At 65.8% G+C, this 22,056-nt stretch carries 17 protein-coding genes and 2 pseudogenes; 9 read left to right on the top strand and 10 right to left on the bottom strand.

What is annotated here, in order from left to right; translation table 11 throughout:
* Window positions 1-429 precede the first annotated feature (429 nt).
* Both DC31_RS04500 and nudC read right to left on the bottom strand, forming a co-directional pair.
* Window positions 430-2,151 (bottom strand): ATP-dependent helicase, encoded by a 1,722-nt coding sequence (locus DC31_RS04500; protein WP_036277394.1) that lies wholly within the window; start codon window positions 2,149-2,151, stop codon window positions 430-432.
* Between the two features lie 133 nt (window positions 2,152-2,284).
* A pseudogene (nudC, locus tag DC31_RS17460) lies at window positions 2,285-3,028 on the bottom strand (NAD(+) diphosphatase); the annotation flags it as partial.
* A gap of 64 nt (window positions 3,029-3,092) precedes the next feature.
* On the opposite strand from nudC, the gene DC31_RS04490 reads away from it, so the two are divergent.
* Window positions 3,093-4,352, top strand: a complete 1,260-nt coding sequence (locus DC31_RS04490; protein WP_036277389.1) for a phosphotransferase — start codon at window positions 3,093-3,095, stop codon at window positions 4,350-4,352.
* Here DC31_RS04490 and DC31_RS19155 read toward each other — a convergent pair.
* From DC31_RS19155 to DC31_RS20160, 5 genes and pseudogenes are all read right to left on the bottom strand, one after another.
* Window positions 4,298-4,921 (bottom strand): PD-(D/E)XK nuclease family protein, encoded by a 624-nt coding sequence (locus DC31_RS19155; protein WP_235201336.1) that lies wholly within the window; start codon window positions 4,919-4,921, stop codon window positions 4,298-4,300. The two genes, DC31_RS04490 and DC31_RS19155, sit on opposite strands and share 55 nt — an antisense overlap.
* A gap of 62 nt (window positions 4,922-4,983) precedes the next feature.
* Window positions 4,984-7,722 carry an ATP-dependent helicase gene (locus DC31_RS04485; protein ID WP_235201335.1) on the bottom strand — a complete coding sequence of 913 codons (2,739 nt, stop codon included), beginning with the start codon at window positions 7,720-7,722 and terminating at the stop codon, window positions 4,984-4,986.
* Window positions 7,719-8,792: a RecB family exonuclease gene (locus DC31_RS20170; RefSeq protein WP_442921855.1), complete on the bottom strand. Its 1,074-nt coding sequence runs from the start codon at window positions 8,790-8,792 to the stop codon at window positions 7,719-7,721. Before DC31_RS20170 ends, DC31_RS04485 begins: the two co-directional genes overlap by 4 nt.
* 168 nt (window positions 8,793-8,960) lie before the next feature.
* Window positions 8,961-9,260: pseudogene (locus tag DC31_RS20165) on the bottom strand (hypothetical protein); the annotation flags it as partial.
* Complete coding sequence (locus DC31_RS20160; protein WP_051606403.1) at window positions 9,158-10,954, bottom strand: UvrD-helicase domain-containing protein; 1,797 nt, start codon at window positions 10,952-10,954, stop codon at window positions 9,158-9,160. The gene DC31_RS20160 and the pseudogene DC31_RS20165, both read right to left, overlap by 103 nt.
* A 158-nt stretch (window positions 10,955-11,112) precedes the next feature.
* Here DC31_RS20160 and DC31_RS04475 point away from each other — a divergent pair, with 158 nt between their 5' ends.
* Both DC31_RS04475 and DC31_RS04470 read left to right on the top strand, forming a co-directional pair.
* On the top strand, window positions 11,113-11,337 hold the full coding sequence (locus DC31_RS04475; RefSeq protein WP_036277386.1) for a DUF3107 domain-containing protein: 225 nt from the start codon (window positions 11,113-11,115) through the stop codon (window positions 11,335-11,337).
* Between the two features lie 6 nt (window positions 11,338-11,343).
* Window positions 11,344-11,631 carry a hypothetical protein gene (locus DC31_RS04470; protein WP_036277384.1) on the top strand — a complete coding sequence of 96 codons (288 nt, stop codon included), beginning with the start codon at window positions 11,344-11,346 and terminating at the stop codon, window positions 11,629-11,631.
* 120 nt (window positions 11,632-11,751) lie between these two features.
* On the opposite strand, the gene DC31_RS04465 is transcribed toward DC31_RS04470, so the two are convergent.
* Window positions 11,752-12,462 (bottom strand): ferritin-like fold-containing protein, encoded by a 711-nt coding sequence (locus tag DC31_RS04465; protein WP_036277382.1) that lies wholly within the window; start codon window positions 12,460-12,462, stop codon window positions 11,752-11,754.
* A gap of 181 nt (window positions 12,463-12,643) precedes the next feature.
* Here DC31_RS04465 and DC31_RS04460 point away from each other — a divergent pair, with 181 nt between their 5' ends.
* Window positions 12,644-14,149, top strand: a complete 1,506-nt coding sequence (locus tag DC31_RS04460) for a DEAD/DEAH box helicase (RefSeq protein WP_036277380.1) — start codon at window positions 12,644-12,646, stop codon at window positions 14,147-14,149.
* Between the two features lie 98 nt (window positions 14,150-14,247).
* On the opposite strand, the gene DC31_RS04455 is transcribed toward DC31_RS04460, so the two are convergent.
* Window positions 14,248-15,117, bottom strand: coding sequence for a PHP domain-containing protein (locus tag DC31_RS04455; protein ID WP_036277378.1), 870 nt, complete (start codon window positions 15,115-15,117; stop codon window positions 14,248-14,250).
* 74 nt (window positions 15,118-15,191) lie between these two features.
* Here DC31_RS04455 and DC31_RS04450 point away from each other — a divergent pair, with 74 nt between their 5' ends.
* On the top strand, window positions 15,192-16,208 hold the full coding sequence (locus DC31_RS04450; protein WP_036277377.1) for an endonuclease/exonuclease/phosphatase family protein: 1,017 nt from the start codon (window positions 15,192-15,194) through the stop codon (window positions 16,206-16,208).
* Window positions 16,209-16,317: 109 nt separating this feature from the next.
* Here DC31_RS04450 and DC31_RS04445 read toward each other — a convergent pair whose 3' ends face one another.
* On the bottom strand, window positions 16,318-16,719 hold the full coding sequence (locus tag DC31_RS04445) for a DUF3054 domain-containing protein (RefSeq protein ID WP_051606402.1): 402 nt from the start codon (window positions 16,717-16,719) through the stop codon (window positions 16,318-16,320).
* Between the two features lie 36 nt (window positions 16,720-16,755).
* On the opposite strand from DC31_RS04445, the gene DC31_RS04440 reads away from it, so the two are divergent.
* The 4 genes from DC31_RS04440 to paaZ all read left to right on the top strand — a co-directional run bounded on the left by DC31_RS04440 (window position 16,756) and on the right by paaZ (window position 22,043).
* Window positions 16,756-18,153, top strand: coding sequence for an aminopeptidase P family protein (locus tag DC31_RS04440; protein WP_036277375.1), 1,398 nt, complete (start codon window positions 16,756-16,758; stop codon window positions 18,151-18,153).
* A 187-nt stretch (window positions 18,154-18,340) separates the two neighbouring features.
* Window positions 18,341-19,087: an enoyl-CoA hydratase/isomerase family protein gene (locus DC31_RS04435; protein WP_036277373.1), complete on the top strand. Its 747-nt coding sequence runs from the start codon at window positions 18,341-18,343 to the stop codon at window positions 19,085-19,087.
* A complete protein-coding gene (locus DC31_RS04430) occupies window positions 19,084-19,956 on the top strand; it encodes a 3-hydroxyacyl-CoA dehydrogenase family protein (RefSeq protein ID WP_036277372.1) in 873 nt (290 codons plus the stop codon). Before DC31_RS04435 ends, DC31_RS04430 begins: the two co-directional genes overlap by 4 nt.
* Entirely contained in the window at window positions 19,941-22,043 is a 2,103-nt protein-coding gene (gene paaZ / locus DC31_RS04425) for a phenylacetic acid degradation bifunctional protein PaaZ (protein ID WP_036277371.1), read from the top strand. Before DC31_RS04430 ends, paaZ begins: the two co-directional genes overlap by 16 nt.
* The last annotated feature ends 13 nt before the right edge of the window (window positions 22,044-22,056 follow it).

Below are 22,056 nucleotides of genomic sequence, written 5' to 3'. Positions count from 1 at the left end.
TGTGGATCGAAAGTCTCAACCTGGCCGATTCACGCGTCGAAACCAGGACGGAGATCGCCCTGTGTGATGAAGGGTTCGTGACGGCGGATCGCTCCGACCCGAACGCCGTGGGAATCGTGCTCGTCCACGGCGCAGCATCCGCTCAGCAACTCGCCCGCTATCTGCGAGACGACCTCGCGCACCTGCCGATCGCATTCGAACCGGGTGGGACCACGATCGGTCCCCTTGTCATCCCTGGCCGCACACCGTGTCTGTCCTGCCGCGACGGGCATGAACGTGACCGAGATGCGGCGTGGCCGATCTTGCATGCCCAATTGGTAGGCGCAACGTCTGGCCGCATCACCGCGGCGCGCACAGCCGAGGCTGCAGCCCTGGTTGCGCGCGTGCTCGCCGAACCCGGCAAGCCCAAGAGCACGAAAACGGTGCGGATCAGCCCCGACGGCCGCCGCGTCTGGCGATCGGTGCGGTTTCACGCAGAATGCCAGTGCCGCGAGCAGTCGTTCCGATCTCCGCAAGAAAACGGGAAGGCTGCCGTTCCCCTCGTCCCGCGGCGCGTGCCCACGACAGAGTCAGCGTCCGCGCTGCGCGCGTGATGCCGACGTACGCCAGTCGCCGTTCCTCATCGATCGCGTCGAAGCCCGTCGCATAGGAAATCGGTAGACCGCCCTCTGTCCAGCCCGCCAGATGCACGTGCGGCCATTCCAGTCCCTTCGCCGCGTGGAGCGTCGACAGCGTCACCGTGTGCATGGTCGGCTCATGCTGATCCTTCGCACGGGCCATCAGCGTCTCGCTGAAAGATCGCAGCGTGGTGTCGTTCGGAGCTTCCTCCGCCAGCCGCAGGATCGCACGTCGCGCTTCCCAGCCATCACGTTGCGCTCCCCCGGCCGCGGGCGGCTCATCGCTCAGACCGAGTTCGCGCATCACCTTCTGCACGTTCGCGAGGAAGCCACGCTCGGTCGGCGCCACCGACGCGCCGCGCAGCGCGAGAACGGCCTGGCGCACCTCCGGCATGTCGAAGAAGCGTTTACCGCCGAGCACGGTTGAGGCAATCCCCGCCTCCCCCAAAGCCTGCTGGATGGCAGCGGACTGCGAGTGCGCGCGGTACAAAACCGCAATCTCGGATGCCGATGCTCCGGCAGCGATCTGGGCACGGATGGCGGCAGCGATGCCCGCTGCCTCTTCAGTCTCGCTGTCATACGCGCTCACGGTAGGCGGCTCGGCGGTCGGTGCCTCGCGCGCAGCGACGAGCTGGAGAGCACCGGGGCGCCCCTTCATGAGCGCGTTGGCGGCGGCGAGAATCGGAGGCTGTGAGCGATAGTTCGTTTCCAGCCGGACGACTGTCGCATCCGGGTAGGTCCGCCCGAACTCGAGCAGGTACTTCTGTTCCGCCCCCGCGAAGGAGTAAATCGTCTGACTCGCGTCTCCGACGACGCAAATGTCACGTCGATCGCCCAACCAAAGCTCCAGCAGCCGGTTCTGCAACGGCGATACGTCCTGGAACTCATCCACAGTGAAGTGCCGGTACTGCTCGTGAACGGATGCCGCCACCCGCGGCTCAGCCTCCAGCATCCCCGCACATGCCAGCAGCACGTCTTCGAAATCGAGCTGGCGACGATCGTCTTTCAACATCTCGTAGGCCTGCTGCACCTCGGCGAGCTGATCGGTGTTCACCCGCCCCACCGAACGACCGAGCGTGGCATGTTGCTCGATCGAAAGCATCGAGACTTTCCGCCACTCGATCTGGCTGGCGATGTCACGCAGCGTCGGAGTATCAAGACGCAACCGCAGCTGTTCGGCTGCCTGGCCGAGCAACCGCACTTTATTGTCGACGATCGAGGGGGCAGGGGACCCGGCAAGTGTCGGCCAGAAGAAGTTCAGTTGGGCAAGAGCTGTGGCATGGAACGTTCGGGCAGCGACTCCCACAACGCCCAATGCGCGCAGGCGTCCACGCAACTCGCCAGCAGCTTTCGCGGTGAAAGTCACCGCCATCACCCGACCTGGAGAGTAGGCCCCCGTGTCGACGCCATGCGCGATGCGATGCGTGATGACCCGGGTCTTTCCCGTGCCCGCGCCCGCGAGGACAGCGACGGGGCCGCGCAGCACAGATGCCGCTTCCCGTTGCCGTTCGTCGAGAGCGTCGAGTGCGCTCACGCCCGTTCCTCGTACCAGCCCTCGATGAGGACTCTGGCGATGGATGCCGGTCCCGGCAACCCCACGGGACCATTGCCTTCAGAGCACTGCCGATCTCTTCACGAGTGAACCAGCGAACATCGATGATCTCCTCGCCGTCCGGACGAGCACGACGTTCATTGGATGCGGTCGCACGGAAGCCCAGCATGAGCGAGCGGGGGTACGGCCACGCCTGCGAGCTGATGTAGCGGACCGAGTCCAGGCGCACTCCGGCCTCTTCCTCGATCTCACGGTGCACCGTGAACTCCAGCGATTCGCCAGCTTCGACGAATCCGGCAAAGCACGAGTACATCCGGCCGTGCCAGTTCGCGTTCGCGCCCAGCAGCAGTCGTTCGCCATCATCACTCTCGACGGCGACAATCACCGCGGGATCTGTGCGCGGAAAGATGTCCGCGCCGCATGACGGGCAATGCCGTGACCAACCGGCCTGGCGCAATTCAGCCTCAGCCCCGCAGTTCTGACAGAAGCGCCCACTTCGCAACCAGGACGCAAGCGCGATCGCCTCTACGAGCAGCTCAGTGTTCTCCACATCGAGGAGGCCACCGGTATCGCGTAGCCCGAGCCAGGTCTCGGCGGGGGCCGCATCGATGGTATCGAGCAGGGGCCCTACTGCTGCGAGCAGCAGCGTACTGCCGTCGCTGTGCCGCCCGAGCAGTGCCCACTCTGCGTCCCCGACCTCGGAAGGTTTCGCGGTGACCAGGGCGGCGTTCTCAATGCGAACACGTCCTTCACGGACGACAATCACACGAGCATCGGCGGATGATCGCAGTGCCTCAATGATCCCGGGTTCATCGCGGAGGTGTCCTGCGCGATCCAACAAAGCACGTCGCACAGTCATCGACTCCCTCTCTCACAGGCGTGGCGTAGGCGGAACCGCACCTGTGCCGACCTACCCTGGGGGCATGGCACGGTCTCCCTTTACTCTAGCGGCGGCGGTAACGGCTGCACTGCCCGGTGCTGAGGTCGTCGGCGCGCGAACTCTGACCGCTGGCGGCGACGGTCGTTACGACTCCGCGGTCGCGACGCTCGCTGACGGTCGCGAGCTCACGATCCGCGTAGGTGACGACGATGAAACAGCGCGCGAGCTCGCGAGCGAGTCTCTGGCGCTGCGCGCGCTGACCGCAGGGGCTCGCGCCATGCTGCCCTTCCGCGTGCCGGAGTACATCGGTGAGACGCGGCTTGGCGATGGCCGGGCGCTCGTGACCGAGCTTCTCCCCGGATTCCAGATCGAAGCTTCACATGTACCTGGCGGACGAGGCGCCGCGGAGTCGATGGGAGCGTCCATCGCCGCAGTGCATGCGTTGCCCGCATCCGTCGTACGCAATGCGGGTCTCACCGCGCGCGGTGCTGAAGAGGTACGCGAAGAAGTCCGACAACTCGTCGACCGCGCAGCTGCCACCGGTCGGGTTCCCGCCCGGCTGACGGTGCGCTGGCGCGAAGCAGTCGAAGACGATGACCTGTGGCGTTTCGAATCCGCAGTGACTCTCGGCGGCGTCCAGTCGACATCTTTCCTCTTCGACGATGACCCCGATCAGGGACCTGAGGTCGTCGGAGTGCTGCACTGGCACGGCTTGTCTCTGGGTGACCCTGCCGTCGATCTCGCGTGGCTCTCGTCCGCTCCGGACGCCGCGGGGGCTGTGCACGCGTCATACGCACAGGCATCTGACCGTGCGCCGGATGCCGCACTCGCTGTGCGCGGACGGTTGCTGGCCGAACTCGACTTCGCCCGCTGGCTCGTACACGGGGACTCGCTGCACCGCACCGACATCATGGATGACGCGGCCGCCCTGCTCGAGTCGCTGGCTGAGGGGCTGCGCGAAAACGATCTATCCGTGATTCAGGCTCGTGGTGAGGGCGTCGATTCGGCGCTGGACGCACTGGATCGCGTCCCCGCGACGGCCGCCGCGCGCGTCAACACTTCCATGCAGACTGACGCGTACAACCCCGCCGATCTGTTGCCGGGCGAGGATCTCCCCGACGAGAACATCGGGGATGCAACGGAAGATCTGCGCGAAATCGCCGAGTCAGACCTCCTGCCCAGGGACATTGACTCGGTCGACGGGCCGAAATCGGACTTCGGGGACGGCACTGACTCTGCAGACGAAGCTCAGCGCGCGGCGCGAGCCGCACTCCAGCGCTGGACGAGCTCCTCCTCCGAGTAGACCCGGTCGCCGCGAATGACAAGGTCGTCGGCGACGTAGTACAGCGCGACATCGATGTCATCCAGCGGCACATCGAACCTGCGGTGATAGGCGAGGCGGTACAGCGCGAGCTGCAGCATCCGCTCTTCCCGTTCTGCGGCGTTGCGCGGCGCCTTGCCGGTCTTCCAATCGACGATCTCAATCCGGTCGCCGCGGTCTTCGCGTCGGTAGACCGCATCGAGCTTGCAGATGACTATGTGCGAACCAAGCACGAAGTCGATTTCTATTTCTACGGCGATGGGCTGGCGCATCGCCCACTCGCTGTGTTCGAAGATCTCGCGCAGGCGTTCCAGGTCGGCCTCGTCGGCAGTGGATGCACTCCACGGATCCGGCTGTTCATCGTCCGATTCCCACAGCGCACTTTCCGGACTCGGCGCTGCACCGACGAGACCTGAGCGGTGTTCCACCCACGCATGAAACAGCGTCCCGAGTCGGGTCTGCCGGTACGGCCGTTCGGGCATGGGCCTGCTCAGTTCCCGCACCGTGCCATCGAAATCGGTGACATAGTCCTTGAACTTCGAGGCAGGCACTCGCGCCGGCGGCTCTGCCCTGATGCCCCGCTGTCGCTCGGCGCGCTCGACGAGCAGGCGTTCTAGTTGGACGGTCGGCGCCGGCGCGGTTCGCCTGGAACCGCTCGCACAAGGGCGGCAGCATCTTCAACCGCGGCACGACGTCCGCCCAGAGGATCCAGCGGCCACACGCTGGTCTTGCCCTCCCCCGCGTACGGGTTTTCGTCCTCCTCGACTTGGGCGAGCGGCTCGAGACCGAGCACCTCGATCGCCTCGCGCAGGTATGCCCCCGCTTCGCGGGGACTCTTCTGTCCTGCCCAGTGTGATCCGCTCAAGAGCAGATCGGTGCGCGCGCGTGTGACGGCGACGTACGCGAGCCGACGCTCTTCTTGCTGCTGGTAGTCGCGGTACGCGTCTTTAAAGACCGTGAGCGCCCCGGGCGCGTTCTTGCTTTTGCTCGTCAGAGAGGCGACGCCAGCCTTGAGCCGCTTGGCCGGGTCAGGCTCGTCGTCGGCGGGCGGATCCCACACGAAGGTCGGGAGCGCCGCACTGTCACCGCGGAGCGCAAATGGCAGCACTCCGAACCCGAACCAGCCCGACGTGTCGGTCGGCCGGGACGGCAGCTCACCCTCAACCATGCGCACCACGGCGACGGCGTCCCATTCGAGGCCCTTGGAGCCGTGGATCGTCAGCAGTTGCACTACGCCCGGCTCTGGCGGTTCTGGGCGCGGCATCAGCTCGTCGGTGCTCTCCGCCTTCTCGAGCCAGGCCAGCAGGCTCGAGATCGTGCCGCGTTGATCTGCGGACAGGAACGCACGCACTTCATCGGCAAAGGCGCGCAGCTGGGTCGCGGCGACTCGCGCGGGCCCGCGGGTCTCATTGGCCGCGAGTTCGATGTCGAGCCGGAGCTCGACCTCGATGAGCCGGATGAGCTCAGGAATGGGCTGAGCGGACGCGCGTCTGAGACGCTCCAGCATCTCGCCCGCCGCTCGAATTCGTGCGCGGCCCGGGGTCGTGATGCTCTGGATGAGCCGGTAGTCGTCGCGAAGGCTGCGCACCACATCGACAGCGTCGACGATGGAAACCGCCTCGTCCGCCCCCCGCGAGGAGCGGATCCGTGCGCGCAATTCGTCTGGCAGCGGCAGCAGCCCGCTGTCGCGCCGCGACAGTTCAGACGCCAGATCGTACAGCGCCCCCATATCGGCGACGCCGACGCCGAAGCGCGGACCGACGAGCAGCCGAATGAGAGCCGACCCGGCATTCGGATCATGCATCACGCGGAGCGCAGAGACGACGTCAACGACTTCGGGCGTTGCCAGCAGTCCGCCGAGACCGAGAATGCGGCGCGGGATGCCGCGAGCTGCGAGCGCCTCAGCGAAGGTCTGCATATGCCGCTTGGATCGGAACAGGATTGCCCCGGTGTGCGGCGTCGCTCCGGCGGTATGCGTCGCGGCGTGCGTGGCACGGCGTTCAGCGAACCACTCCGCGACCTCCGCTGCTTCTTCATGCACCGTGAGCGGATAACGGATGTCGACTGCACCTTCACCTGCGCCTGGTCGGGCCTCCAGCGGCGGAACCGCAAGGCCCGGTCGCCGGAGCGGTTCGAGCACACGGTTGGCGATGCCGAGGATCGCGCTGTCGTTGCGCCAACTCGTCATCAGGCTGTAGCTCTGTGCCGGTGCATCCCGAGAGAACGTGCGCGAAAACGCATACAGGTTGTCGGCGCTGGCACCGCGCCAGCCGTAGATCGACTGATGCGGATCGCCCACCGCCATCACCGCCGAGTCTCGGAAGACTGCGGCGAGGAACTCGGTCTGGATCACCGAAGTGTCCTGGTATTCGTCCAGCAGAACCACCCGGTGCTGCTCGCGCAGATCGGCACGCACCTCTGGCGATGACTCGACAATGTCGTAGGCACCGCTCACTTGGTCGGCGAAGTCGAGCACACCACGGCGCTGCTTTTCGGCGATGTACTCGCGGACGAGAGCAGTGAGCGTCGGCAGAGCGAGCAGGTTGTCGGCGACCTTCGCGATGTCGCTGCTGCTCCGATAAGGCTCGAATGCCCGCGCCTGCTCCCGTACGATCCGCTCCGCTTGGGAGAGGTCCGCCCGGTGATCGAGTGAGTCTCCCGCGAGTCGCTGTACCGCGTCGACCACGGTGCCGACCGCGTACTCGATGTCTTCCAGCTCAGGCAGGTCGGCACGCAACACGACCTCGCGGGCGAGCATCCACGACCCGGCTTGACTGAGCATGGCCACATCGGGGTCGCGCCCGATCCGTGCGGCATGCTCGCGCACGATCGAATCAGCGAACGCGTTGTAGGTCGACACACGGGGGCGGATCATGAGGTCTTCCGCCGTGCGCGGGGCGGTCGGGTCCCATCCTGTGTCGAATCGCGTGGAGAGTTCATCGAGCACATGCGTGCGCACCAGTGCGCGTTGCGGTCCTGCCGCGGCGTCGTCTACCCGGCGTAGGGCGCCCGAGGCGACGATCTCCGGCACATGCGCCAAGAGTCCGCGCTGACCGTACTCGTCAATCACCGCGAGCCGCGCGGCAATCCGCTCGGCGAGTTCTCCGGCGGCCTTGCGCGTGAACGTGAGCCCCAGAATCTCGTCGCGTCGCACGTGGCCGTTGGCGACAAGCCAGACAACCCGGCCAGACATCGTCTCGGTTTTTCCGCTGCCCGCACCGGCCACAACGAGGGCAGGCGTGGGCGGAGCTTCAATGACGCGCTGCTGGGCAGCCGTGGGCGGTGGTTGTCCGAGCGCTGCCGCTACCTCAAGCGCCGAGAGCGCGGGGCCCTGGTCGTTCCACGCGGTCATGCGCTGACCGCCGGCACGGTGTGGATGCGGCAGGGGTGCACGCGCCACTGCACATCAGCGCAGTGTGCCTCAACGTGTGCGGTGAAGCTGTCACCCGACATCCCCTTGGCTGCGGCGGCGAGTCTGTTCAGGAACCGTGTGCGCGCCTCGCCTTGCAGCGTGTGCTGATGCGCAACGCGATAGTCACTTCCCGACAGCGTGTTGGCAACGAGCAGCAGGCGGGCTCCCGCAAGAGCTCCGGCATCAGCGCCTTCGATTAACCCCTGTTCTACCGCGACTTGATAGGCGGCGAGCTGCGCGTGCTCTTCGACTCTGGCATCCGTCGTCGGCTCATTCTTTCCTGTCTTCAGATCTACGACCACGACACGTTCTCCGTCTATCCCTTCAGCCATGTCGGTCCAGCCGCGACCGCGAGCGGCAGCATGCTCACCCGCACCGACCGGGTATGCCTCGACCCTGTCGATGAAGCCATGAACGATCGCCCGGTTCGGACCGCTGACTTCGTCGCCCACATGCACAGCCGGCGCCGCAGCATCGTCGTCTTCTTCGGAAACATCTACCGAGAAGCGGAACTCCACTTCACTCGCGAGTACGCGTCCGCGGTCCCCCGTCACCTCGCCGAGGTACGAGTGCAGGCGCTCGATGTACAGGTCGGCGCGGCGAAGCTCTTTGCGCCCGATCCACTCGGTCTCAAAATCGAGCTCAGGCCAATGCTCGGTGAGGACGGCTCGGAGTTTCTCAAGATCTCCGTCGGGAACTGTCTCCATCGCTTCGTGGATGATCGTGCCCATCCCGGCGGACGGTGGCAGCACCGTGTCACCGCCGAGGGCAGAAATCGCCCAGTTCAGCTCGCACTCTTCGAACGACTCCATCTTCGACGGCGAGACTCGCGCCGCTTCAACCGCCAGGTCATGCAGCGGCGCAGCAGTCGAGGGCTCAGCAATGCCGTACCACTCCTGGGGATCTGCGCCCGCAACGCCCTCCCGCGCGAGCACGGAGAGCTGGCCCGCGGCATCCGCTCGGGTGGCGGGATCGACCGCGCTGGTGAGCGTGCGCCGGTGTCGAGCCACCAGCCCGCGCAACGTGAGCGGATGCTCGGCCGCCGGATGCTCGGATGCCGGTGGCGGATCGGGCAGGAACGCGAAGAACGGACTCCGTCCGGTGCCGTCGTCATCCACTGCTGTCACGACAAGGCGTTTGCGTGCACGCGACAACGCTCGCACGAACAGCCTGAGCTCATCGTGCAGCGCCGCACGGCGGCGATCGAGGTTATCCAGCGCAACCGCAGACACTCCTGTACGCGCACTGCTCACTGCATCTGAGAGCCGCCAGGTCTCAAGCAAACCACCGCGCAGGCGCACGTTCGGCCATACCCCGTCTTGCACCCCCGCGATGACGACCGCATCGAACTGCGTGCCGAGCGCCGTCGCCGGTGTCAGCAGTGTGACCAGGCCGGGTCGATCGGGGGTCGAGAGCGTGTCTTCGGGTACTTCGCTGTCGAGGATCTCCCGCACGAACGTCTCCGCGCGCTCATTAGGGGTGCGCTCAACGAACCGTTTCGCGGCGTCGAATAGCGCGACGAGCGCGTCGAGTGCGCGGGCGATCTCACCGCCACCGGGCTGCTCAGAGGCTGCACGCCAGTAGTTCTGCAGTTTCGAGCCGTCGAGAGCTCGCGCGGTGTCCCAGATTCGCCAGAGCAACTCGTGGATGGTTTCACCTGCTCGGCTGCCGCAGCAGTCTCGGCGAGCGTGGTGGCGAAGCGCGATGCGATGCGGGCCTCAGGGGCGTCGACGAACGTGAAATGCGCGGGGAAGGCCATCGCCTGGCGCAGCAACTCCGTTGCGGGCGTCGATCCACCGTCGGCAAGTTCGACGTGTCTCAGTCGCGCGCGCAGGCGGCGGAGGCCGACAGCATCCATCCCTCCAAACGGCGAGCGCAGTGCGTCGATGAGAGCCTCCGGCTCGCGCTCTTGCACCGGCTGCAACGCGAGGCGGACGATGCCGACGATGTCGCGGACGACTCCCTCACTGCCCAGCGGACGCTGGACACCAGCCGCTCGAGTCGGCACCTCACGGGCTGCGAGCTCTGTTTCGAGCGCAGTGACCTGTCTGGTGTCGTGCGCGATCACCGCCATGTCGCTCCAGGCGATGCCATCGGTGAGGTGCCAGTCACGTAGCGTGCCGGCGATTCGATCGACCTCCTCGTAGGGAGACGGGGCAAGGAACGCCTGCACAGCGGGGTCTGGCACCTCGGGGCGCGGGGCGGGCGCCCGGCGATGCTCGACGCGCCCGGCTACGCCGATTGCCTGCGTGACTGTGCGGGTGAGAGCGGTGAGTGCCGGCGCCTGGCGGTGCGGTGTGTCGAGAACGAAGACGTGTTCGAGCACACCAGAGAGTTCATGAAACAGTTGCGGGCTCGCACCGCGGAAAGCACCGGATGAGATGTCGGGATCTCCGAACGCGAACACGGCGATGCCACGCGAGCGCAGCGCGCGCACCAGCGTGATGCCGCCGCGGGTGACTTCCTGGGCATCGTCGATCAAGACCACGCGAAGCGGCGCGAGTGGGCCGAGGACCGCGGCATCCGCTTCGCGCAGAATGGCGGCCGCCTCGCTGACCAAATCGGCCGCGTCGCGATAAGCAGTGCGCATGCCAGCGAGTACCGCGCGGTATTCGTCGATGAAGGTTCCTACCGCGCACCACACGGGGCGCTCGGAGGCCTGAAGTTCTTCCGGAAGCACGCCAAGCTCGGTGCACTCGGCGAGGAACGCACGCAGCTCAGAGCGGAACCCTTTCGATGCGCGAACGCTCGCGCTCAGCGACTCTGGCCAGCGGGATGCTTCGCCTGCTGCTTCGTCGTCGGCGTCACCGGTGAGGAGGTCTGCGATGATGCGGTCCTGATCGGCGCCGGTGAGAAGTGCCGGAGGCTCGTCGCCCGCGCGCACCATCGCACCGCGGACGATCTGGAATGCGAACGAGCCCAGCGACCGTGCCAGCGGACCCGGAGTCGCCTGGCCGATGCGCACTCCGATCCGGTCGCGCAACACGGTTGCGGCCTGGCGGTTCGCCGTGAGCACCAGCACCTCTTCGGGTGTGAGAGCGTGCGCGCGCAGAAGCGCCACGACCCGGTCGATCAGCGTCTGCGTCTTACCTGTCCCTGGCGCGCCGATGATGACGCCCGAGGCATCGACAGCGGCGTCAACGACTGCTCTCTGCCCGGCATCCTCTGTCATGTCATCCACGCTAGCGGGAGGCCCAGACACCGCCGCACCCGCAGGCAGCGTTGAACGGAACGGCTTGTGCGCCCAGGGCGAAACCGAGGGTCGCGCCCGATCCGAGCATGCCGTGCCGGGGTAGAGTTGGCGCTGTCCCCGAACTTCAAGGAGCACGCGTGGAAATCCGCATTGGCATCATCAACACCGGCCGCGAACTGAGCTTCGAGACCCCCGCCAAGGCGGACGAGATCCGCTCTCAGGTGACCGCGGCGCTCGAGCAGAGCACCGCGCACGTGAGCTTCACCGATGTAAAGGGCAACTCCTACATCGTTCCGACCGCGAACCTCGCCTACATCGAACTGGGCACTGAAGAGTCACGCCGCGTCGGCTTCGTCGCCTGACCCGCGATGTACATCCTTCTCGCGCTCATCGCTGCGTGCGCGCTGGGCATTGGCGTGCACTATCTGCTGCCGCATCGTAGGCTGCGTGGCGTCGCCGTTGTGCCCGCCGTCGCCACGGCGATCGCCGCTGTCGTCTACACGGCGATGCAGTGGTCAGGCGTCGGCGAAGACAGCGGCTGGCTGTGGCTGGTCAGCATCGGCGGCGGCGTCGTGCTGTCTGGCGCAATCGGCTACCTCGTCACCGAACAGCGTCGCCGATCGGATGCCGCGACGAAGGTTGCGCTCGGCATCTGAGCCACCTTGCGTGCGCGAGACATCATTCTTTGCGTGACGCATCATCGTTGCGTGGTGCCTCACGCAGGATGCAGTGACTCACGAAGAATCTGGTTCCTCACGCCAGCTGCGCAAGGAAAATCAGGCGGCGAGCCCCATCGCGTCCATGCGACGAGCGTGCGCACCCATGAGTTCGGTGTAGACCGGCTCGACGCGGTGCTCATCCACGGCGAGACGCTCGGGCCGCAGCGCCTGTCGCGCGACAAGCAGTGTGTCACCGACGAGTCGGCGAGCCCACATCGACAGCAGCGAGCGCCACTCTTTGTCGCTCTCGATCGTCTGCGTCAGAATCGCGACAATCTCGTCGGTGTCGTCGTCTTCTCGAAGAATCTCTGCGACGCGACGCCCTGTCTCGCCATAGCTGGACGCCAGGGCCAAGTAGAAGTCATCCAGCATGCCGGCCGTGATGTAAACGGCCAGCAGAGTCTCTCTCGGGCGCACTCCGATGGTCTTGCGACGAAAAGCATCGAGGTGCTCACGGAACGGCAGCATCAACTGGGTGGGGTCATCCCCCTGCTCGCGGATGATGTCGAGGATCGCGCGGTGTTTGACCAACGCAGCACCGGCGGCACGCGAGAGCGCCTCTTTCTCTTCCAGCTCGGGAGTCGCCCTGATCAGTCTGCTCAGCGTTTCGAAGTAACCGAGCTGCAGGTACGCGGCCTGGCCGAGAAACCTGTTCAGCTCGGGGGCGAGCTCAGCGAAGTCCACCCGCGTCGCATCTCCCGCATCTCCGCGAGTGCGGAGTGCGAGTGCACGTAGGGGCGTGTCACGCTGCCAGAACCACTTCACCACGGGTTCAGACTACCTGCGCGAGACATGTTCGCTGTCCGGATCCGAGGGGTTTTGCGCCCCTCGGGTAGTCTTGTGGTGTCCTGCCGTCGGAGCAGGGCCCCGCGCCTGTGGCACAAGAGACGGCGTGGATCCGTTTCAATGGTCGGCCGCTCGTACGGCCGCCGGACAGGCACAACTTAAAGTGACAACTTTCTCTGATCTCAACGTCGATCAGGACATCGTCGAGGCACTCGCGGGCAAGGGCATCGTCGATGCGTTCCCCATCCAGGAGCAGACCATCCCGCTCGGCCTTCCCGGCCAGGACATCATTGGCCAGGCAAAGACCGGTACCGGCAAGACCTTCGGCTTCGGCATCCCGGTCGTCCAGCGTCTCGGCCTCAACCCCGAGCCCGGTGTCAAGGCGCTCATCGTCGTCCCGACCCGTGAACTCGCGGTGCAGGTGTACGAGGACATGGACCTGCTCACCAGCAACCGCTCCACCAGCGTCGTCGCCATTTACGGCGGCAAGGCGTACGAAGGACAGATCGACCAGCTGAAGGCCGGCGCACAGATCGTCGTCGGCACGCCTGGTCGCCTCATCGACCTTGCCGGTCAGCGACTGCTCGACCTCTCCGGAGCGATCGAGGTCGTCCTCGACGAGGCAGACAAGATGCTTGACCTCGGCTTCCTCGCCGACATCGAGAAGATCTTCCAAAAGGTGCCTGCTGTCCGCCACACGCAGCTGTTCTCGGCGACCATGCCCGGCCCGATCGTCGCCCTCGCGCGCCGGTTCATGTCGAACCCGATTCACATCCGCGCAACCGACCCCGACGAGGGTCTCATGCAGGCGAACATCAAGCACCTCGTCTACCGGGCGCACTCGCTCGACAAAGACGAGATCATTGCCCGCATCCTGCAGTCTGAGGGTCGCGGCAAGACCGTGATCTTCACCCGCACCAAGCGTGCCGCACAGCGTCTCGTCGATGAGCTCGGCGATCGCGGATTCAACGTCGGCGGTGTGCACGGCGACATGGGCCAGGAACAGCGTGAGCGTTCGATGGCCGCCTTCAAGGCTGGCAAGCGCGATGTGCTCGTCGCAACCGATGTCGCCGCACGCGGCATCGACGTGGACGACGTCACGCACGTCATCAACCACACCATCCCCGACGAAGACAAGACGTATCTGCACCGCGCTGGCCGCACCGGTCGCGCGGGGAAGACCGGAATTGCGATCACTTTCGTTGACTGGGATGACCTGCACAAGTGGGCGCTCATCAACCGCGCGCTCGAGTTCGGACAGCCGGAGCCCGTCGAAACCTATTCTTCGAGCCCGCACCTGTTCGAGGAGCTCAACATCCCCGTCGGGACGAAGGGCCGTCTGACCACAGCGCCCAAGACTCAGGCAGTGAAGACGCAGCGCACACCGCGTCCGGAGCGTGCCGCTGACGCCGCAGCAGAACAGGGCTCAGGCGAAAGCGGAGCACGGCGCCGGCGCGTCGTGGTGGCTCTGGCGACAAGGTCGGCGCAACATTCGCCGAGGGCGCACCGGACGCGGTCGACTTCGGATGCAGCGCCCGCAGTTGAGCGCGCCGCCGAGGGCGCTGGCACCCACGACGGCAAGGGTGGCGAGCACCACGATGGCAAGACTGCCCCGCAGCGTCGCCGTCGCCGTCGTCGCTCGGGTGGTGCGGCGCCGGCCGGAGCGTAGTCCCACACGCGTTTAGAGAGGCGGATGCTGCAGTCGCGGCATCCGCCTCTCTCTATTTTTAGGCGTACCGGGGCATTTCCAGGCGTAGCGGGGTATTTTCAGGCGTAGCGGGGCGCGGTGCCTGTCGCACGCTCGATGAGTCGCGCGACCATCGCGTCGGACGTGGTGTTCTCGCCGGGCAGGTTGGGTTTGCCCGCCCCGTGATAGTCGCTGGAGCCGGTCACGATGAGGTCGTGCTTCGAGGCCAGGTCGCGCAGCATCCGCTTTCCCGCTTCGGTGTTCTCCCGGTGCTCGATCTCGAACCCGCCGAGCCCGGCACTGATCAATTGCTCGATGAACGCGACCGGCATCATCCGGTCGCGTCCCGTGGTCACGGGGTGAGCGATGATCGCTACTCCCCCGGCATTCGTGATGAGGCTGACAGCGGTGAGCGGGTCGGGCGCGTAGTGCGGCTCGTAGTAGCCCTCGCGCGGGTGCAGGATGCCGTCGAACGCCGCCGAGCGGTCGCTGACGAGTCCGCGGGCGACAAGAGCGTCAGCGATGTGCGGGCGGCCGACCGTGGCGTCCCCCACGGTCTGGGCCTGCACGTCCTCCCAGGTGAAGTCGTAGTCGCGGCCGATGCGACGGACGATGCGCTCGGCGCGTCCGATCCGGTCGTCGCGGATGTGATCGGTCTCTGCGCCGAGAGCGGCATCCTCGGGGTCGAAGAGGTAGCCGAGCACGTGCACGCTGCGCCATTCGTGCTTCGCCGACAACTCCATGCCCGGCAGAAACGTCATGCCGAGGGATGACGTGACCCCTGAGGCTTCGTCCCATCCGGTGGTGCGGTCGTGATCGGTGAGCGCGAGCGTGCGAATGCCGTGGGCATGCGCCTGACGAACCACCTCGGCCGGCGATTCGGTGCCATCGGAGTGGTTCGAGTGCAGGTGCAGATCATTCGGACCCGAGAAGCGCTGCACGTCTGTCATGCTTCGACATTACTGCGACGGCTGCACAGCGGCGCGGCAGGCGATTCACAGAGTGCGACCTTAGGCTTGAGGGGATGTTTCGACTCCTGGGGATCCTGCTCACGGTGCTGTTCGCGATCGCGACGGCAATCGTGGTGTGGCCGCAATTCTTCCACCTCGAGCAGACGTACCCGTTCGCGCAGCTGATCGCCGTCCGCGGCGCCGTGCTGGCCGGGTTCTTAGCGATCGCGGTGGTCTCGCTGCTGCTGCTGTTTGCCCGACCGCTGCGGGGGTTCGCCGCTTCCATTCTCATCGTTGCCCTTTTGGGGGCAGCAGCGACTGGCGGGATCGGGGCCGTCCGCGGATTCGGCACCGGGACGTTGCCCGAGAAGACCGATGGCAGCGTTCGCGTGCTCTCGTGGAACACCGCCGGCGAAGCTGTCTCTGCCGAGACCATCGCCGATGCCATCCTGACGCAGCAGGTCGACGTGGTGTCTCTGCCGGAGACCGCCGAGTCCGTCGGCGAGCGCATCGCGGTGATGTTGCGTGAGCAGGGGCATCCGATGTGGGTGCACCATGTGAAATTCGGCGACGTCGAAAATGGGCCGCAGGCGTGGGAGACGACCATCCTCATCTCCCCCGAACTGGGCGACTACTCCGTGATCGGATCGTCAGAGGACCGAAGTAGCAACACCGGATCAGTGCCCAGCGCTGTGGTGATGCCCCTGAGCGGCACCGGACCCACGATCGTCGCCGTCCACGCTGTGGCGCCGCGGATCGAAGAGATGCAGCAGTGGCAGTCTGACCTGCAGTGGATCGCCGATCAGTGTCCGGCGGGCGATTTCATCCTCGCCGGTGACTTCAACGCAACGATCGACCACATGGCCTCGCTCGGCGTCAACGGCGGCGACATGGGCAACTGTCGTGATGCCGCGACGCGCACCGGCACCGGAGTCACGGGCACGTGGCCAGCGCAATATCCTGAACTACTCGGTGCGCCGATCGACCACGTCATGTCGAGCGCGAACTGGAAGCCGACCGGATCTCTCGTGCTGGACGCATCAGGCAGCGATCACCGCGCGCTGGTCGTACAGCTCGAGCCTGCCGGCTGATTGAGTCTGCGGCGTTCGCCGTTCATAACTCCTCCAAATCCCCAGCCCGCGCCCGGCAGCCCGCGGAATTCCGCCACCCAGATGCCGGAAACCAACGTTTCTGGAGGAGTTATGAACGAGCGCGCCCGCGCACCCGCCGGATGAGCGCGAGAACTGCGCGCCAGCCGATCAGGAACAGCGCCAGGGTGAGGGTCGCGACGATGATGAACGGCAATGCCGTGCCCTGACCGCTGAGCGCGCGCAGCAGCAGTCCGCCGACAACCGTGACAGCCCAAATGACGGTGCCAGGCAGCACGCGGTCGGTGCGAGTGCGACGGATGAGCGCGATCACGTGCGCGACAAGGACTGCTGCCAGGAACGGCCAGATCGTGACCAGGAGCCCCGGAATGTCGCCGAAGATACCCTCAGCGTGTGACAACCGGCCGATCACGCAGAACACGACCACGAGGACCACGTCGATGACGATCGTGAGAGTTGTCGAGAGTCGGGGTGTGGTGGTATCGCTGCTCATGTACCCCAGCCTAGGTCGGAGTGAGAGACTGGATGTATGACCACCGCAGAGAGCGACACGACCGCTGAAGCCCCTGTCACGAACCGCAAGCAGCCATTCCCGCGCGGGTTCCTCGACACCATTTCGACCGGATGGGCTGAGCGGCCCGAGTCGCTGCCGTCAGCGCGCCCACAGGCCCCCTACGCGGCAGCGCGTCGCGCCGCAGTATCGGCGGTCTTCACTGGCAAACGTCTCGTGTTCGAGGCCGGTTCACTCAAGCAGCGCAGCAACGACACCGACTATCCGTTCCGCGCGCACTCCGCGTTCGCGCATCTGACCGGGTGGGGCGCCGATGCTGAACCAGACTCTGTACTCGTTTTCGAGCCGACGGATGCCGGGCACGATGTGACCCTGCACTTCCGCGAGCGCGCCGGCCGGGAAACGACCGAGTTCTACGCGGATGCCACCGTCGGTGAATTCTGGATCGGACCGCGCCCGTCGCTCGCCGGTGTCGCCGCGGACCTGGACATCGCAACCGATCACCTCGCCGCCTTCACCGCATCTGACGACGACGTCACGCTCGGTCAGAATGCCGCGCTCGACAGCTACGTCTCCGAACTGCGCCTCGTGAAGGACGAGTACGAGATCAACGAGATGCGCCGAGCCGTCGAGATCACCGCGCGTGGATTCGACGACATCATCCAGGCGCTGCCAGATGCCGCGAAGCATGCCCGCGGCGAGCGCGTCGTCGAGGGAGTGTTTCACCGCCGCGCTCGCGAGGACGGCAATGGCGAGGGCTACGACACGATCTCGGCATCCGGCCCGCATGCCTGTTACCTGCACTGGACGCGCAATGACGGCGCCGTCGTACCCGGAGACCTCATTCTGGTCGATGCTGGCGCCGAAGCCGACAGCCTGTACACCGCTGACATCACCCGTACGCTGCCCGTCAACGGGAAGTTCTCCGACGTGCAGCGACGCGTCTACGACGCCGTAGTCGAGGCCGCGGATGCCGCGTTCGCTGCCGCTCAGCCCGGCGTGAAGTTCCGTGAGGTGCACGAAGCCGCGATGGCGGTGATCGCCGAGCGCGTCGCCGAGTGGGGTCTACTGCCGGTCACTGCTCAGGAAGCATTGGATGCAGATGCGGGCGGCCACCACCGCCGCTACATGGTGCACGGCACCTCGCACCACCTGGGCATCGACGTGCACGACTGCGCTCAGGCCCGCCGCGAAATGTACTACGACGGTGTGCTCGAAGCGGGCATGGTGTTCACGATCGAGCCTGGCCTGTACTTCCAGATCGATGACCTGACGGTGCCGGAAGAACTGCGCGGCATCGGCGTGCGCATCGAGGACGACATTCTGATGACCGAGGACGGCCCCGTGAATCTCTCGGCCGACATCCCCAGGACGGCTGATGACGTTGAGGCGTGGATCGCTCGGGTGCAGGGCTGATCGCACCCCTTTGGTAGAAGAATTTTCCCGCTCCGATCGCACTCGGAGCCGGGTTTTCTTTTACCATCACGCTCCCGGTGTAGAGCGCAGGTGGGATTGCCGATACGGCATCCTTTTGCCATAATGATTACTGACCGATCGTTTAGTAATTAGGATGCTGTCCTCGACGCTGTAGTCAGGAGTTCACATGGCCGACGCTCCGGCTCTGCTCATCGAGCGGCACCCCGACCGGGTCGTAGCGACGCTGAACCGACCTGAGACGCGAAACGCGATCGACCAGAGCGCGATCGACCAACTGCACGCGCTGTGTGCAGAGCTCGAGTCCGAACCGCGAACCCTCATCCTCACCGGATCGGGAGGAGTCTTCGCGTCTGGCGCTGATATCGCGCAGCTGCGCGACCGCCGCGCAGACGATGCCCGCAAGGGGATTAACGCGATGGCTTTCATCCGCGTCAATGAGCTGCCCATGCCAGTCATCGCGGCCATTGACGGTTTCGCCCTCGGCGGCGGTGCAGAACTCGCCTTCGCTGCCGACATCCGTATCGGAACACCCGCACTGAAGATCGGCAGTCCCGAGACTGGACTCGGAATCATCGCTGCCGCAGGCGCGACCTGGCGGCTGCGCGAACTCATCGGCGAGTCACGCGCCAGCGAGCTTCTCCTGACCGGACGAATCATCGACGCTGATACTGCGCTCGCCTGGGGCCTTGTCTCGTCCGTGCACGACGCTGATGATCTGCTTGCCGCCGCGCACAGACTGGCCGACCGCATCGCCGCGAATGATCGGCTTGCTACGCAGTACACGAAGCGTGCGTTGCGCGCGCCACGCGACCAGCATCCGGCAATCGAACTCGAGCTTCAGGCAGAGCTCTTCGAAAGTCCGGAAAAATACCGGCGCATGACCGAGTTTCTCGAGAAACGGAGCGGGCGATGAGCGACGACCTGGCGACGGTGGCACCGGCGCGTCTCGGCGTGCTCGGTGGCGGGCGCATGGGTGCGGGCATCGCACACGCGTTCCTGCTCGCCGGATCGCGCGTGCACATCGTCGAACGCGACGCAGATTCTGTGGCGGCCGCATCCTCACGAGTGCTGCAGAGCGTCGAGCGTTCACTCGAGCGCGAAGCCACGTCACGCTCAGAGGGCGCGCTGCGGGCCGCTTTCTCCGTTGGCACCGATATCGCGGGCTTCGCCGACGCCGACCTCGTGATCGAAGCAGTGCCAGAGGATCGCAACCTTAAAGCCGACGCCCTCGCTCGTGCAGAGGCGGCTATTTCTGAGACAGCGACGCTCGCATCCAACACGTCATCGATTTCGATCAACGATCTTGCGGGCGCCCTCTCACGGCCTGCGCAGTTCTTGGGGCTGCACTTCTTCAACCCGGTGCCAACCTCGGCACTCGTCGAGGTCGTTGTCGGCACGGCGACCAACCCTGCACTGATCGAAGCTGCACGCGGATGGGTCACCGCGATTGAGAAGACCCCCGTCGTCGTACGTGACTCCCCCGGGTTCGCATCCAGCCGTCTGGGCGTAGCGCTCGGACTCGAGGCGATCCGCATGGTTGAGGAGGGCGTGGCCAGCGCCGCTGACATCGACGCGGCGATGGTACTCGGCTACAAGCATCCCGTCGGCCCGTTGCAGACGACCGACATCGTCGGACTGGATGTGCGCCTCGGGATCGCCGAGGAACTGCACAGGGCACTCGGAGTCCGATTCGAACCGCCCGAGCTGCTGCGTCAAATGGTCACCGAGGGAAAACTCGGCCGCAAAAGCGGCGAAGGCTTCTACGTATGGGAGAACAACTGATGATCCTGCCGAGCTACATCCAGGGTGAGTGGTGGAGCCCGTCCCCTGACGAAACAAACGCGCCCGCCGAAGTGCACGACGCTTCCACCGGCGAGCTCGTCGCCCAGGTCAGCACCGCCGGACTCGACCTCGCCTCGGCGCTGGAGTACGCGCGCACCCTCGGTCAGAAGAGCCTCGGCGCGCTCACTTTTCACCAGCGCGGGGTGCTGTTGAAGCAGTTCGCGCTCGCGCTCACCGAACGCAAGGACGAGCTGTACGCCCTGTCGGCGCGCACCGGAGCAACCAAAGCCGACTCGTGGGTCGACATCGACGGCGGCATCGGCGTGCTCTTCTCCTACTCAGGCAAGGGTCGCCGTGAGATGCCGAATGCGAAGGTCTTCGTCGACGGACCGGTCGAGCCGCTGTCGAAGGACGGCTCATTCCTGGGACGGCATATTTACACCCGGCTGCCCGGTGTCGCGGTGCAGATCAACGCCTTCAACTTTCCGGTGTGGGGGGCGCTCGAGAAGTTCGCGCCCGCATTCCTCGCCGGTATGCCGACCCTGGTCAAGCCGGCAACCCCGACCGGATACCTCGCTGAGGCGTTCGTTCGCATCCTCACCGAGTCCGGGCTGCTGCCCGAAGGATCGCTGCAGCTGGTCAGCGGCAGCGTGCCCGATCTGTTCGATCACCTGCGTCTCGGCGATGTGGTCGGCTTCACCGGCAGCGACTCGACCGCTGAGACCCTGCGATCACACCCCAACGTGCAGACCGGTGGGGTGCGCTTCACCAGCGAAACCGACTCGATCAACGCCTCGGTGCTCGGTCCAGACGCGACCCCGGGCACGCCAGAGTTCGATGCGTATGTGCGTCAGCTCGTCACCGAGATGACGTCAAAAGCTGGCCAGAAGTGCACGGCGATCCGGCGTGCGATCGTACCGACCGCATCCATCGACCCACTTATCGATGCCGTCCGCACCCGCATCGCTGATCGCGTCGTCGTCGGCGACCCGCGGGTCGAGGGCGTCACGATGGGCCCGCTTGCCTCACTCGCCCAGCGCGATGAGGTGCTCCGCCAAGTGGCCCGTCTTCTGGCGGCCGGCGGAGAGATCGCCATCGGCTCGACAGAACCGCCCGCTGTCATGCTGGCCGACGGCACGACAGGCATCAGCACCGAGGGTGCCTTCCTCGCACCGCTGCTGCTCCGATTCGCCGACAAGACGGATGCGGCCGTGCACGAGATCGAGGCATTCGGACCAGTGTCATCGGTCATCGGTTACGACACGATCGACGACGCGGTGGACCTAGTCGCCCGCGGTGGCGGATCTCTGGTCACCAGCATCGCCACCCACGATCCAGAGGTTGCGGTAGAACTCACCAGCCGCATCTCGGCGTTCAACGGGCGCGTGCTGCTGCTTGACCGTGACGACGCGCGCTCCTCGACCGGACACGGCTCACCGCTCCCGAACCTCGTGCACGGTGGGCCGGGACGCGCCGGTGGTGGCGAAGAGCTCGGCGGCATCCGTGGCGTACTTCACCACATGCAGCGCACCGCAGTGCAGGGGTCGCCCGAGATGCTCACCGCGCTCACCGGTGTATGGCACGCGGGTGCGGCCGTGCGCTCTGGCGACCAGCATCCGTTCCGCAAGTCACTGGCTGAGCTTCACGTCGGCGATCAAATCGCGTCCGCCTCTCGTAGAGTCACGCTCGCTGACATCGAGACGTTCGCGCAGTTCACCGGCGACACGTTCTACGCGCACATGGACGAAGAAGCAGCCGCGGCAAACCCGTTCTTCCCTGGGCGGGTCGCACACGGGTATCTGCTCGTGTCGTGGGCGGCTGGGCTCTTCGTCGACCCGGACCCTGGCCCCGTGCTTGCCAACTACGGCCTCGAGAACCTGCGATTCGTGACGCCAGTCTCGCCCGACGATGAGATCCGCGTGGAACTGACCGCCAAACAGATCACACCGCGTGAGACCGACGAGTACGGCGAAGTGCGCTGGGATGCCGTGATCCGCAACCAGAACGACGACATCGTCGCCACCTACGACGTACTGACCCTCGTGCAGAAACAGCTCACAAACGTGGAAGGGGACCGAAATGACTAGCCCTATCGACCTA

The organism is Microbacterium sp. CH12i, assembly GCF_000685355.1.
Lineage (GTDB): Bacteria > Actinomycetota > Actinomycetes > Actinomycetales > Microbacteriaceae > Microbacterium.
Note: the sequence above shows the minus strand (reverse complement) of the source record. Positions and strands in the feature narration are given on the sequence as shown.